The organism is Leucobacter albus, from assembly GCF_039528015.1.
GTDB classification, from domain to species: domain Bacteria; phylum Actinomycetota; class Actinomycetes; order Actinomycetales; family Microbacteriaceae; genus Leucobacter; species Leucobacter albus.
Genome location: NZ_BAAAKZ010000010.1, coordinates 199,471 through 213,631 on the forward strand (window position 1 = coordinate 199,471; position 14,161 = coordinate 213,631).

At 66.4% G+C, this 14,161-nt stretch carries 12 protein-coding genes; 1 reads left to right on the forward strand and 11 read right to left on the reverse strand.

Translation table 11 applies throughout. From position 1 onward, the window contains the following. From ABD115_RS11990 to ABD115_RS12010, 5 genes are all read right to left on the reverse strand, one after another. Window positions 1-631: hydroxypyruvate isomerase family protein (locus ABD115_RS11990; RefSeq protein ID WP_343961107.1), on the reverse strand; the 631-nt coding region annotated here is incomplete at its 3' end. 264 nt (window positions 632-895) lie between these two features. Beyond that, on the reverse strand, window positions 896-1,711 hold the full coding sequence (locus ABD115_RS11995) for a bifunctional allantoicase/(S)-ureidoglycine aminohydrolase (RefSeq protein ID WP_343961109.1): 816 nt from the start codon (window positions 1,709-1,711) through the stop codon (window positions 896-898). Beyond that, complete coding sequence (locus ABD115_RS12000) at window positions 1,708-3,027, reverse strand: DUF6986 family protein (protein ID WP_343961110.1); 1,320 nt, start codon at window positions 3,025-3,027, stop codon at window positions 1,708-1,710. Before ABD115_RS12000 ends, ABD115_RS11995 begins: the two co-directional genes overlap by 4 nt. Further along, a complete protein-coding gene (aceB, locus tag ABD115_RS12005) occupies window positions 3,020-4,630 on the reverse strand; it encodes a malate synthase A (protein WP_343961112.1) in 1,611 nt (536 codons plus the stop codon). Before aceB ends, ABD115_RS12000 begins: the two co-directional genes overlap by 8 nt. Window positions 4,631-4,644: 14 nt before the next feature. Then, window positions 4,645-6,051: an NAD-dependent malic enzyme gene (locus ABD115_RS12010; protein ID WP_343961114.1), complete on the reverse strand. Its 1,407-nt coding sequence runs from the start codon at window positions 6,049-6,051 to the stop codon at window positions 4,645-4,647. A 242-nt stretch (window positions 6,052-6,293) separates the two neighbouring features. On the opposite strand from ABD115_RS12010, the gene ABD115_RS12015 reads away from it, so the two are divergent. Next, a complete protein-coding gene (locus ABD115_RS12015; protein ID WP_343961116.1) occupies window positions 6,294-7,046 on the forward strand; it encodes an IclR family transcriptional regulator in 753 nt (250 codons plus the stop codon). A gap of 95 nt (window positions 7,047-7,141) precedes the next feature. On the opposite strand, the gene aceE is transcribed toward ABD115_RS12015, so the two are convergent. From aceE to ABD115_RS12045, 6 genes are all read right to left on the reverse strand, one after another. Next, window positions 7,142-9,871, reverse strand: a complete 2,730-nt coding sequence (gene aceE / locus ABD115_RS12020; protein WP_343961397.1) for a pyruvate dehydrogenase (acetyl-transferring), homodimeric type — start codon at window positions 9,869-9,871, stop codon at window positions 7,142-7,144. A 120-nt stretch (window positions 9,872-9,991) separates the two neighbouring features. Next, complete coding sequence (locus tag ABD115_RS12025; RefSeq protein WP_343961118.1) at window positions 9,992-11,560, reverse strand: nucleobase:cation symporter-2 family protein; 1,569 nt, start codon at window positions 11,558-11,560, stop codon at window positions 9,992-9,994. Window positions 11,561-11,648: 88 nt separating this feature from the next. Continuing rightward, window positions 11,649-12,554, reverse strand: a complete 906-nt coding sequence (pucL, locus tag ABD115_RS12030; protein ID WP_343961120.1) for a factor-independent urate hydroxylase — start codon at window positions 12,552-12,554, stop codon at window positions 11,649-11,651. A gap of 6 nt (window positions 12,555-12,560) precedes the next feature. Then, entirely contained in the window at window positions 12,561-12,887 is a 327-nt protein-coding gene (gene uraH / locus ABD115_RS12035; protein WP_343961122.1) for a hydroxyisourate hydrolase, read from the reverse strand. Further along, window positions 12,884-13,378 carry a 2-oxo-4-hydroxy-4-carboxy-5-ureidoimidazoline decarboxylase gene (uraD, locus tag ABD115_RS12040; protein ID WP_343961123.1) on the reverse strand — a complete coding sequence of 165 codons (495 nt, stop codon included), beginning with the start codon at window positions 13,376-13,378 and terminating at the stop codon, window positions 12,884-12,886. The genes uraH and uraD overlap by 4 nt, the downstream gene beginning before the upstream one ends. Window positions 13,379-13,563: 185 nt before the next feature. Further along, a complete protein-coding gene (locus ABD115_RS12045; protein WP_343961125.1) occupies window positions 13,564-14,040 on the reverse strand; it encodes a peroxiredoxin in 477 nt (158 codons plus the stop codon). Between the last annotated feature and the right edge of the window lie 121 nt (window positions 14,041-14,161).

Sequence of the window (14,161 nt, forward strand, 5' to 3'; positions counted from 1 at the left end):
CGTCGGCGATCTGAATGTGGCCGAAGTCTGCGGCGTGCGCCTCGATGACGGCGGCGACGTCGTCACCGTTCACCGCGAGGTGGTAGAAATCGGCGAGCAGCTTCACATTTTCGGCGTCGAGCTTATCGATGATCTCGAGCGCCTGCGCCGCGGACTTCACGGGGTAATCGGGCGCACCCGACACGGGCTCGAGCAGCACCACGCCGCCGATGCTGGCGACGCCCTCGGCGGCCGCCTGCAGGTTCTTCAGCGCGAGCTCGTCTTGCGCCTCTGGCGAGTGCTCCGACTGGCGCAGGCCGTAGAGGGCGTTGAACGAGCGTGTGCCGAGGCGCTCACCAATGCCTGCGACGACGGCAACGTTGTCTTTGAACTCGCTGCAGCGCCCCTTCCACGAGACCAGGCCGCGGTCGCCCCCGGCCATGTCACCCGCGAAGAAGTTCAGCCCCGTCAGCTGCACTCCAGCGTCTTCGATCGCGCGCACGAAGGCGTCGACGTCGGCGTCGGCCGGCACGGCTTCGGCAAACGGCCACCAGAACTCGACGGCGTCAAACCCTGCGGCTTTGGCGGCTGCGGGCCGCTCGAGCAGCGGCAGCTCGGTGAGCAAGATCGACGCGTTCACGGTATAGGTCATGTGATCAACCTGACTTCCTTGTCGGGGCGAATCCCTTCGCCGGGTACTCTCCCGCTCCGCGCTATTCGCGCGATAACTTTCACAATGCGGAAGAAAACTTCTATGTTATGGAATTATCGTAGGCCGCCGGCGGCGCGAATGTCAATGGCTACGCGGCAGAATTCTGCCTCTCTCAGCGGCGCAGCAACCGGGCGCAGGCACACCACAGGCGCCGGCCGCGCTCCCATTGGGTGAAGTCGCAACCGGCGCCTGTGCCGCCCCTCGCTAGAGCGTGATCTGGCGGTTTACGTCCTTATACAGCAGGTAGCGGAACTTGCCTGGCCCACCGGCGTAACACGCCTGCGGGCAGAACGCGCGCAGCGAGAAGTAGTCGCCGGCCTGCAGCTCGACCCAGTCGTCGTTGAGCCGGTAGACGGCGTTGCCCTCGAGCACGAAGATGCCGTGCTCCATGACGTGCGTCTCGAGGAAGGGAATCTTCGCCCCCGGCTCGAACGAGACGACGGTGACGTGCATGTCGTACGCCAGATCTTCAGGGTCGAAGAAGCGCGTGGTCGCCCAGCGACCGTCGGTGCCTGCCATAGCCCCAGGCGTGATGTCTTGCTCGTTGCCCACGAGCGGCTGGGGCGTGAGGCCGGCGACAGGCTCGTAGCGCTTTCTGAACCAGTGGAACTGCCCGGCGACCGCACCGGTGTTGCGCAGCTGCCACGCGGTGCCGGCCGGAACAAACGCGTACCCGCCGGCGGTGAGCGCATGCGACTCACCTGCGAGCGTGAGCGTGAACTCCCCCGACAGCACAAACACGAAGCCCTCGACCTCGGCCTGCGGCTCGGGCGCATCCGACCCGCCGCCCGGCTCGACCTCGAGGATCGCCTGGGCGAAGGTTGTTGCGCCGCCCGCGACCGGGCGGTTCAAGATCCACGAGCGAGTGCCCTCCCACTCCGGGTAGAAGCTCGTCACGATATCGCGCATCACGGAGCCGGGAATCACCGTGTAGGCGTTCTTGACGATCGCGGCCGAGCCGAGCGAATCGGTTTGCGGGGGCATCGTCGCGTCGACGGTTGCGTAAGTTGGGGAGGTCATCGGCCTTCGGCTCCTTCGTTCGTGTGTGGCGCGGCGGCGCGGCCGCGCTGTGGGTAGGCGATTTCGAGCAGCTGCTCCTGGCTGATGCCGACGTTGTCTGACAGCTCGGCCGCCGTCACCGCCCCCGACTGCAGCCCCCGCGCGAGGAATGCAGCGAGCGGGCGGGCCGTCGCGGGCTCGTCGAGAAACCCCTCGGTGTTCTGCTGCACGTAGTTGCGCAGCCGGGTCGAGACCTCGGCGACCCCGGTGCGGAAAAAGGCGTAGCTCGCCGCAAACCGGCTCGGCAGGTGCGCGGGGTGCAGATCCCACCCCTGGTAGTAGGCCCGCTCGAGCGAGCGGGTAACGAGCCGCCCGTGCAGCTGCCACGTCGGCACCGCGCTGGCACCCTCGCTCGCGGGGATCACGTTCGTCGAGCCGTCGGAAAGCCGCACCCCGGTGCCAGCGACTGCCACCTGCATCACCTCTTTCGCGAAGTCTGCCGCAGGGTGCTCGAGCGACTGCTGCGCCGCAGACACCCCGACAGAGGCCGAGTAGTCATAGGTGCCGTAGTGCAGCCCCGAGATGCGCCCCGCACCGCGGTGCAGAAAGCGCGCGATCGGAAACGTGCCGTCGGCCGCGATAATCACCTGCGGCGTTTCGATCTGCACCTCGAACGTCAGCCGGCCAGGCGCGAGCCCGAGCTCGAGCTCAAGCCGCTCGACGAGCATCACCATCACGTGCACCTGCTCGACGGTCGACACCTTCGGCAGCGTGAGAATCAACCCCTCTGGCAGCCCCTCGGGGCCGAGCTCGCCGACGAGCGTGGTGAGAAAGAGGTCGAGCGTGCGCATGCCGCGCTCACGCGTTGCCACCTCGAAGCATTTGAAGCGAATGCCGACGTACGGCGGCGCGGTGCCGGCGGCGAGATCCGCCACGAGCGCACGCGCGGCCGCGACCACCGCGGCATCCTCCGCCTCGTCACCCTGATCGCCGAAGCCGTCTTCGAAATCGATACGCAGGTCTTCGATCGGCTCACTCGCGAGCTTGTCGCGCACCCGATCGAGCACTACCGCGCGCTCCGCAGGTGGCAGCTCGAGCGCCTCGCCGAGCGCAGCGTAGCCACCGGCCGCGGCGACGTAGGCCGCCGCACGTTCCCCCCACTCCTGCGCGATTCCGGCACGGTAGTGCTGCCCGGGAATGTAGACGGTGTGAATCGGCTGCCGCGAGCCGTCGTCGCCCGGGTAGGCGGTTTCGAGCAGCAGATCGGTCGGCGCGAGCCACTCGGCCGCCGTTGCGAACTCGCGCTCGGTGAACGTCGTTGCATAGGGTTCAGTCATTTGTACCTCCGACCAGTTCCCGGTACGCCGGGAGCGTGAGAAACGACACATACTCGTCACTGAGAACTATCTCACCGATGAGCTTGATCGCTGGGACATAAAACGCTTCGAACGCGCCGGCGGGCACCTCGCCGCGCAGTCGATCCGACTCCTCGGCGAGCACGTCGGCCACAAGATCGGCCGTGACGCTCTCGCCCGAGTCGAGCACTGTGCCGTTGCGCAGCTGCTGCCAGACCTGGGAGCGCGAGATCTCAGCCGTCGCCGCGTCTTCCATCATGTTGTGAATCGCGACCGCGCCGTTGCCGCTCAGCCACACCGCGGTGTATGCGACAGCGACATAGAGGTTGTTGCGCAGCCCCTCGAGCGTCGCGGTGCCCTCGAACGACGAGATCGCGAGCAGGTCGTCGGCCGTCACCGCGACCTCGGGCCGCAGCCGGTCGATCTGGTTCGGTCGTTCGCCGAGGGCCTCGTCGAACACCGCTTCGCAGACCGGCACGAGGTCGGGGTGGGCGACCCAGGAGCCGTCGAAGCCATCGCCGGCCTCGCGCTGTTTGTCTGCGCGCACCTTGGCAAATGCCTGCTCAGTCACCTCGGGCTCGCGGCGGTTCGGAATCACCGCCGCCATGCCGCCCATCGCAAACGCCCCGCGCTTGTGGCAGGTCTGCACGAGCAGCTCGGTGTAGGCGCGCATGAACGGCGCGGTCATGACGACCTGCGCGCGGTCGGGGAGCTCGAACGCCGGGCCGGCATCGCGGAAGTTTTTGATGATGCTGAAGAGGTAATCCCACCGGCCGGCGTTGAGGCCAGCGGCGTGCGGCCGCAGCTCGTAGAGCATCTCGTCCATCTCAAACGCCGCGGTGATTGTCTCGATGAGCATCGTCGCCCGAATGGTGCTCTCTGGCAGCCCGAACGACTCCTCCGCGAACGTAAAGATCTCGTTCCAGAGCCGGGCCTCAAACCGGTTCTCCATCTTCGGCAGATAGTAGAACGGGCCGAGCCCCTGCTCAGCGAGCGTGCGAGCGTTGTGAAAGAAGTGCAGCCCGAAGTCGACGAGCGCACCGACCGCTGGCTGCGAGCCGATCAGCACGTGCGCCTCTGGCAGGTGCCAGCCGCGCGGGCGCACGACCACAACGGCGGTCTGGCCGTCGGTGCGCAGCCGGTATTCCTTACCGCCGTGCGAGACGGCCCGCAGGCGGCCGTGAGCCGCGTCGGTGAGGTTCGTCAGCGCGTCAATGACGTTCGCCCAGGTGGGGGTCGAGGCGTCTTCGAGGTCGGCGAGCCACACCTTCGCGCCCGAGTTCAGGGCGTTCACCGCCATCTTGGCCGGGGTGGCAGGGCCCGTAATCTCGACGCGCCGGTCGACGAGCCCGGGCGGCGGGGGCGGCACGCGCCAGTCTGCCGAGCGGATCGCCGCGGTCTCTGGGTCGAAGTCGAGTTTCGGGCGCGCCGCGAGCGCCGCCCGCCTGGCCTCGCGCCGCTCGAGCAGCTCGGGCACGCGCCCGGCGAAGCGCTCGTGGAGCTCGCCGACAAACTCGAGCGCCTCGGGTGTGAGGATCTCGGGGGCGCGGGGCGTGGGGTGTGAATCGGTAAGGGTCAGCGCCATCGGTGCGGCCACCGTTAGTTCCCGACCGGCACGGCTTCGGCCGCGCGCGCGGTTTCGACGATCGCCTCGGCAACGTCGCGGGTCACCGCGCGGTCGAACACGCTCGGAATGATGAAGCTCGGGTTGAGCTCGTCGTCAGAGACGTTCTTGCTGATCGCCGCGGCCGCCGCGACGAGCATGTCGCTCGTGATCTCGGAGGCGCCGGCGTCGAGCAGGCCGCGGAAGATGCCGGGGAACGCGAGCACATTGTTGATTTGGTTCGGGTAGTCGCTGCGGCCGGTTGCGACGACGGCCGCGTACTGACCGGCGATCGCGGGGTCAATCTCGGGGTCGGGGTTCGCGAGCGCGAACACAATCGCGTCGCTCGCCATGCTCTGCACGTCTTCGGCGGTCAGCACATCGGGCGCCGAGACGCCGATGAACACGTCAGCGCCGCGCACGGCGTCGGAGAGCGTGCCGGTGAGGTTATCTGGGTTCGTCGTCTCAGCGATCGATTTGCGGTGCGGATCCGTGTGCTCGTGATCGCGCGCGACGATTCCAGCGCGGCCCGCGGCGACGATGTGGGTGACGCCCGATGCCTGGAGCAACTGAATGATCGCGTTGCCGGCGGCGCCGACGCCTGACACCGCAACGCGGATGTCTTCGATGCGCTTGCCAACGACCCGCAGCGCGTTGTTCAGCGCGGCGAGAACGACGATCGCGGTGCCGTGCTGGTCGTCGTGGAACACCGGAATGTCGAGCTCTTCTCGAAGCCTCGCCTCGATCTCGAAACAGCGCGGCGCCGAGATGTCTTCGAGGTTCACGCCGCCGTAGGCGGGCGCGAGCGCCTTCACAATCATCACGATCTCGTCGGTGTCTTTGGTGTCGAGGCACACGGGCCAGGCGTCGACGTCTGCGAACTGCTTGAACAGCGCGGCCTTGCCCTCCATGACCGGCAGCGCGGCCTCTGGGCCGATGTCGCCGAGGCCGAGCACGGCGGTGCCGTCGGTGACAACCGCGATGGTGTTGCGCTTGATCGTCAGGTTGCGAGCGAGCGCCTTGTCTTCGGCAATCGCCTTCGAAACGCGGGCGACGCCGGGTGTGTAGGCGCGCGACAGGTCGTCGCGGTTGCGCAGCTCGAGCTTGGGCACAACTTCGAGCTTGCCGCCGAGGTGAATGAGAAAGGTGCGGTCGCTCACGTGCTCGACCTCGACACCACTGACGGCGCCGAGCGCCGCAGTGAGCTCCTCAACGTGCGCGGGAGAGGAGGTGTTTGCTGTGACGTCGACAACCATCGACTCGGGGTGCGATTCCACGACATCGACCGCGGTGATCTGGGCACCGGTGGCCCCCGCGGCGGCGACGAGCTCGCTCGTCACCGTGTACCCCGACGGGGTCTTGAGCCTGATTGTCACGGAATAGCCGGGACTGGGAGTTGCCATGGTGATCCTCCTCGATCTGCAAAACAATCTTGGGCGAGCGCCCAACACACTATTTCCACGATACGGATAAATGTTTCTGGTGTGTGAAATAATAGTACGACTGCTCGCCCGGTCTGGCAAGCGCCATTCCGGCTCGGCCGCAGCGGCCGAGCACGCGAGCGGTCGCCCACGCAGCGCCCCTGGTCAAACGCGACCGCGGCCCGGTACTGTGAACGAAACGTCAACACATAAGGAACATCGCAATGGCAGCTCAAACCCAGGGTGGGGTCCAATCAGTCGAGCGCGCATTCGACATTCTCGAGGTGCTCACCGACGCGGGCGGTGCGCTCCCCCTGAGCGAGCTCGCCGAGCGGTGCGCGCTGCCACTCCCCACGATTCACCGGCTCGCGCGCACACTCACGGCGCGCGGCTACATCAGGCAGCTCGGTGACCGCCGCTACGCGCTCGGCACCCGCCTCATGCGGTTCGGCGACGCCGCAAGCACTCAGCTCGGCATTTTCGCGCGCCCGCAGCTGGCCGCACTCGTGGCAGAGCTCGAGGAGTCGGCGAACATGGCCGTGCGTGAGGCCGACCAGGTGCTCTATATCGCGCAGGTGCCGTCGCCGCACACCATGCGCATGTTTACCGAGGTTGGTAAACGCGCCCCGATGCACAACACCGGCGTCGGCAAAGCCATCCTCGCCCAGCTCGACGAGCGCACGGTGCGCAGCATCGTCGAGCAGGCGGGCATGGCGCGTGCGACCGAGAAGAGCATCGCGACGGTCGACGAATTGCTCGCTGAGCTCGCGCGCATTCGTGAGCGCGGCTACGCCATCGACGACAACGAGCAAGAGATTGGCGTGCGCTGCTTCGCCGTCGCCATCCCGGGCTCGCCGACGCCGATGGCGATCTCGGTGTCGGGCCCAACGTCGCGCGTCGACGAGGCCTTCGGGCTGCGCGCCGTGCCACTGCTACAGCGCGCGGCGAGCGTGATCGCCGCCTCCTTTCCGCAGTAGTCGACTGCTCGATCCGCCGCGCGGCGGGCGCGCGGCGGCGAAAACCGGGGCTTACCCAACACCGTGAGGTGCGGGCACGCCCCGGTTTTTCGCACTCAGGCGTCGCCGCCTGCGCTGCCTGTCGTGCCTGCCGTGACGTCTGCGAGACGGTAGCGCTCGGCGGCCTCGCGCGCGGTGCCCTGCGGCAGCACGCCATCAAGCTCGAGCCCCTCGAGCGCGCGCACGACGATCGACTCGACGTCGACCCTGAAGAAGCGCCGGGCCGCGGCCCTGGTGTCTGAGAACCCAAACCCGTCGGTGCCGAGCGACAGGAATCGAGTTGGGCTGTACTGCGCAATCTGATCCTGCACCTGGCGCATGTAATCACTCACAGCGATCACCGGGCCACCGCTCCCCTCGCGCAATCGCTGCGTCACGAACGGTTCGCGCGCCTCCGCGCCCGAGAGCACCGCCTCGTCGGCGAGCAGCGCGTCGCGCCTGAGCTCGCTCCACGACGTCACCGACCACACGTCGGCCGCGACGCCCCAGTCGGCCGCGAGAAGGCGCTGCGCCTCGATCGCCCACGGCACCGCGACCCCCGACGCGAGCAACTGCGCCGGGTGCCCCTCGCCCTCGGCCCGGGCGACGCGGTGCATGCCGCGCAAGATTCCCTCGGCGTCGACGCCCTCGGGCTCGGCTGGCTGTGCGATCGGCTCGTTGTACACCGTCAGGTAGTACATGACGTTCGGGTCGGGGTGCTCCCCGCCATACATGCGCTCGAAGCCGTCGCGCACAATGTGCGCGAGCTCGTAGCCGTACGCGGCGTCGTAGCTGATCACCGCGGGGTTCGTCGCGGCGAGCAGCGGCGAGTGGCCATCGCCGTGCTGCAGGCCCTCGCCCTGCAGCGTCGTGCGCCCGGCCGTCGCGCCGATGACGAAGCCGCGCGCCATCTGGTCGCCGGCGGCCCAGAACGAGTCGCCGGTGCGCTGAAAGCCGAACATCGAGTAGAACACGTACACCGGAATCAGCGGCTCGCCGTGCGTCGCATACGCGGTGCCGGCCGCGGTAAACGCCGCGACGGCGCCGGCCTCGTTGATGCCGACGTGCAAGATCTGGCCAGAGGTCGACTCCTTGTACGCGAGCAGCAGCTCGCGGTCAACCGACATGTAGGTGTGGCCCTTCGGGTTATAGATCTTCGCCGTCGGGAAGTAGGCGTCCATGCCGAAGGTGCGTGCCTCGTCGGGAATGATCGGCACGATGCGGTGCCCCATGCCGGTGTCGCGCAGCAGCTCGCGCAAGATACGCGCGAACGCCATCGTCGTCGCCGCCTGCTGCTTGCCCGAGCCCTTGCGCGCGAGCGCGTACGCGCCGTCGTCTGGCAGCGGGATCTGGGTGTACTTCGAGCGGCGCTGCGGCACCGGGCCGCCCAGCGCGCGGCGACGCTCGAGCATGTACTCGAGCTCGGGCGAACCGGGCTCGGGCCGGTAGTAGGGCGGCTGGTAGACGTCGCGCTCGAGCGCGGCGTCTGAGATCGGGATGCGCAGCAGATCGCGGAAGTCCATGAGGTCTTTCGCCGTGAGCTTCTTCATCTGGTGCGACGCCATGCGGCCCTCGAAGCTCGGGCCAAGCTTGTAGCCCTTGACCGTCTTCACGAGAATAACCGTGGGCTGGCCGCGGTGCTCGCTCGCTGCCTTGAACGCAGAGTACAGCTTGCGGTAGTCGTGGCCGCCGCGCTTGAGGTTCCAGATTTGTTCGTCGGTGTGGCCAGCAACGAGCTTCGCCGTGCGGGGGTCGCGCCCGAAGAAGTGATCGCGCACGAAGCCGCCAGACTCGGCCTTGTAGGTCTGAAAGTCTCCGTCGGGGGTCGCGTTCATGAGGTCGACGAGCGCGCGGTCGTGGTCGACAGCGAGCAGCTCGTCCCACTCGCGACCCCAGAGCACTTTGATGACGTTCCAGCCAGCACCGCGGAAGAAGCCCTCGAGCTCTTGCACGATCTTGCCGTTGCCGCGCACCGGCCCATCGAGCCGCTGCAGGTTGCAATTGATCACAAAGTTCAGGTTGTCGAGCCCGTCGTTCGCCGCGAGCTGCAGCATGCCGCGAGACTCGGGTTCGTCCATCTCGCCGTCGCCGAGAAAGGCCCACACCTGCTGCTCCGAGGTCTCCTTGATGCCGCGCGCGGCGAGGTAGCGGTTCGACTGCGCCTGGTAGATCGCGTTCATCGGGCCAAGGCCCATCGACACCGTCGGGTACTCCCAATAGTCGGGCAGCAGCCGCGGGTGCGGGTAGCTCGGCAGGCCGAACCCCTCGCGCGAGCGCTCCTGCCTGAAGCCGTCCATGTGCGCCTCTGTGAGCCGCCCCTCGACGAACGAGCGTGCGTACATGCCGGGAGAGGCATGCCCCTGGAAAAAGACCTGGTCGCCACCCGAGGGGTGGTCTTTGCCGCGGAAGAAGTGGTTGAAGCCGGTCTCGTAGATCGTGGCCGCACCCGCGTAGGTGGCGATGTGGCCGCCCACCCCGATCTCGGGGCGCTGCGCGCGGTGCACCATGACAGCGGCGTTCCAGCGAATCCAGGCGCGGTAGCGCCGCTCGGCGGCCTCGTCGCCCGGGTAGTGCGCGTCTGCGCTCGCCGGGATGGTGTTGACGTAGTCGGTCGTGAGGGCTCCAGCTGGAGCCTGCCGGGTCGCGCCGATGCGCTCGCTCAATTGGGCGACGATGGCTGCGGCTCGCTCGGAGCCGCGCGCGGCAAGGAGGCCGTCGATCGATTCGATCCACTCTGCGGTTTCTTCGCCATCGGGGTCAACCGGGTGTGCTGCGGCCCGTTCTGGCGCGCTGTGCTGCTGCAGCACGTGGCGGCGAAAGCGCTGCGGTGGGGTGTCGGCTGAGGTGTACACGACTACTCGTTTCATTCAAGACGCGCAGCGGAGAGCGGGCAGTGGCCCCGCCCTCCGCTGCGCGTGAGTGTAGATTTACTTCGGGGTCTTGACGTTGCCCGTGTCGGGGCGCACTCTGTCGACCGTGGGAATGTGCAGCGACGAGGTGACGTCGCCGGTTTCGTCGATGCGCTCCACCGGAACCTCGACACCGTCTTTCGAGTACAGCTTGCCGCCGACGAACGTGTCGCCGTCTTCGAGCGCGCGAATCTCGTCTTCGCGCACCATGCGCGGCGGGCTTGCCGCGAAGGCGTTCTTGTTTCGCGACTTGCCGAACTGTAGCTCGTTAAAGATGATGTTCAGCAGAATCGCCATGATCGCGGCAGACGAGATGCCGGAGTGGAAGATCACCTCGAACCAGTTGGGAAACTGGCTGTAGATGTCGGGCTTCACGATGGGCAGCATGCCGAATGCGAGGCTCGTCGCGACGATGATGAGGTTCATGTTGTCTTTGTACGACACCTTCGACAGCGTGCGAATGCCAGACGCCGCGACCGAACCAAACAGCACGATACCCGCGCCGCCGAGTACCTGCATGGGAATCGCCCCGGCGACCCTGCCCATGATGGGCAGCAGGCCGAGCACCACGAGAATGGCGCCGCCCGCGGTGACCACGAAACGGCTACGCACGCCGGTGATCGCCACGAGGCCGACGTTCTGGGCGAACGCCGACTGGGTGAAGGAGTTGAAGATCGGCGACAGGATGCTCGAGATCATGTCGGCGCGCAGGCCGTTGGCGATGCGCTTCGAGTTGACCTTCGAGCCGGTGATCTCGCCAACGGCGAGAATGTCGGCGGCGGTCTCGGTGAGGATCACGAGCACCACGATGAACATGGAGACCGTCGAGGCGACGTGAAACTCGGGCCAGCCAAACGCGAACGGTGTCGGCAGCGCGAAGATGTCGCCCTCGAGCACGCCGGAGAAATCGGCGATGCCCATCGGCACGGCGATGAGTGTGCCGACGACGAGGCCGACGAGCACGGCGAGGCGAGCGAGCATGCCCTGCCCGAGCTTGCTGCACACGATGACAATGAGCAGCGTGAGCGCCGCCAGGCCGATGCCCTTCACCGAGCCGTAGTCGTCGGCCTTCGCGTTGCCGCCCATAATCCAGTTACCGGCAACGGGCATGAGTGTGAGCCCGATGGCGGTGATCACCACCCCCGTGACGACGGGCGGGAAGAAGCGAATGATCTGCGCAAAGAACGGCGTAATGATGAAGCCGAACACCGAGGCGAGCAGCACGGCGCCGAAGATCTCGTTGATCGTGCCCCCGCCCGCCACAATCGCCGACATGGTCGACACCGAGGCGAACGACACGCCCTGCACGAGCGGCAGCTTCGAGCCGAAGAACGGAATGCCGACGCTCTGCAGAATGGTGGCCAGACCGCCGATAAACAGACAGCAGGCGATGAGCATGCCGATCTGGTCTGGGGTGGCGCCGATGGCGCTTCCGATGATGAGCGGCGGCGCGATGATACCGCCGTACATGGTGAGCACGTGCTGCAGGCCGTAGGCGATGGTGCGACCGATCGGCAGTCGCTCGTTCTCTGGTTCGCCTTCAACGTTGATGTAGCCGGGGAGCTCCCCCGTCGCATTTTTCCTCATTGCTGACCTCCTCGTCGGCATGATGGTGTGTAGGAATTGTTGGCCAAGCGCGGGGCAGCCACCCTACAGGCCGCCCCGTGATGACGGGCTAGACGAAGGCCGGAACGCCCTTCCAGATCTTGTCAGTATCGCCGAGGGACTCGCGGCGCAGCGTCCCTTCGATCAGGCCGTAGGGGCTGTGCGCGGCCCAGAACACCTCGTTGTCGTTCTCAAGGCCGTAGGGCGAGAGGTCGAGCGCGAAGTGGTGCAGGTTTGGCATCGAGAACTTGATCTCGTCGATCTCGGGGTGCGCCTCGAGCACGGCTTTGCCCATGAGGTACTGCGTCTCCTGCAGCGCGCGCGAGTAGTGATTCGTGAACGTCTCGAGCAAGATCTGCTTCACGGAGTCATAGCTCGCGTTGAAGTCGACGTCGGTCGTGTTGAACAGCCACCTCGCTGTCACGCTCGTCGCGAGAATGCGGTCGGTTGTCTCTGGCAGGGTCGTGTACTTGTCGACCGGAAAGCCCTCGAACCCCGACTGCGTTGTCTTCAGCACGGAGAGCTCCTGCAGACCAGAAATCACGTACTTCGCGTCGCCGTCGATCTTCACGATGGCGGTGCGAGTCTCGCCGCCGGAGCCGCCACGATAGAACGAGTGATCGTGCCCCGCGCCAGCGACGGGAATGCGATCCCAGCTCACCTGGCGCGCACCCCAGCGCCCGCCGGTCACCCACTCGAAGTCATCGACGTAGTGCTGGCCGAGACGCAGCAAGAACTCCTCGGGCGAACCGACGCCGTCTTTGGCGAAGGCAAACACCGTGTTCTTCTGGGTGTCGGTTGGCACGACGTGCTCGTTGTTGCCGTCGTAGTAGGCCGACGCAAAGTCGCCGTGCAGCTGCGACACTACGGTGAGATCTTCAATCGTGTGCAGGTCACCGTCTTTGGTGACGCGCACAAGATGATTCTCGGCCTTGCCAAACTGATTGTCGCCAAGGACGATCTTCTCTGTGGACATATCTACTTAACTCCCTCGGTAGGTGGAATATGCGAATGGGCTGAGCAGCAGCGGTACGTGGTAGTGCACGTCTCCCTGCCTGACGGTGAAGTGGATGGTGACGACCGGGTAGAAGGTCGGCGTGCCGGTGCGCGCGAAGTACGGCGCGACAGCGAAGACGAGGCTGTAGTCGCCGGGCTCGAGCGACTCGGGGCCGAGCTCGCTGACGCGGCCGTCTGCGTCTGTGACCCCAGTCGCGAGCTCGGAGCCCGCGGCGTCGAGCAGGCGAACGGCAATGTCGGAGGCCGGGCCACCGAGCGCGGCGTCGAGCACGTGGGTGGTGATGAGGCTCATTGCTCAATCACTCCTCTCAGTCGGAGGAGCGCGATCTGCCTGAGCTGCTCGATCGCCTCCCCGGTTTCTTGGTCTGGGGAATTGCCGAGCCTGCGGTCGAGCTCGGCGAGAATTTCAGCCGCGCTGCGGCCCGCGGCACGAATGAGGAACACCCGCCCGAATCGTTGCTCGTACTCGCGGTTGCCCGCGAGCATCTGCGAACTGGTCACGCTGTTGAGGCCGACACCCGCCTGCTCGCTTCGCGACATCGTCGCCTCGGAGTTCGTGCCTGCCGCCCGGTCGCCAATGCGCGGGTGGTGGGCGAGCGCCTGGTCGAGGTCGGCCTCAACCCAGCCGGCAGCCGCTGTCTCGGCAGCGGCAAGAGCGTCGTCGACGGAGGAGTAGGGGCGCCCCGCGACAACGGCGGTGACCCACCCGTCGCTGTCGACGCACGGGCGAATCAGTTCGGCTGCGGCCTGGGGTTCCAGGGCATTAAACGCTGCAAGCGACATTGCCTACCTTAAATTTCGTATTGTGGAAAACAATTTCCATGTTCTGATATGGGTAGCTAAGCACACCCCGGTGCGCCGAAACAAGCCCCGAAAGATATTTCACAGACACTCGGGAGCCGGGGTGCGGAAGGCGCGACAAACGCCCGCCACCGCCGCTGCGGGGGCAGAACCTGCGGCGCCTGCGGCTAGGCCCCGAGCGACTCCCGCAGCCGGGCGACGTGCCCGTTGGGGTCAACGTTGTACTCTGCCGAGAGCACTCGCCCGTCAGCATCGAGCACAAAGGTCGAGCGAAGCGCTCCAATCTTCGTCTCGCCTGCGATCACCTTCTCCCCCCATGCGCCCAGGGCCCGAGCGGCCTCGTGACCGGGGTCGCTGAGCAGCGCAAAGCCGAGAGACTCCTCCTCGGAGAATCGCTTGAGTGTCGCGACATCATCGCCCGAGACGCCCACCACCTCATAGCCGGCCGCACTGAGGCTCGCGAGATTGTCGCGAAAGTCGCACGCCTCGGTCGTGCAGCCGGGGGTAAACGCCGCCGGGTAGAAATACAGCACCGTCGCGCGACCACGCAGGCTTTCGAGCGTCACCGCCCCGCCATCGAGCCCGACGAACTCAACATTCCCCGGAACGTCGCCCGGAACCAGCCGGGGTGAAGTAGCGGCCATCGTTGCCCACCTTTCGCGCATCGCACGCGATGCAATTCAGCAATAATTTCACTATACGGAAACTAGATTCCAAAATACGACTTTACGGTACCAGCTGTGCTGCTGCCGTTCAAGCAATATC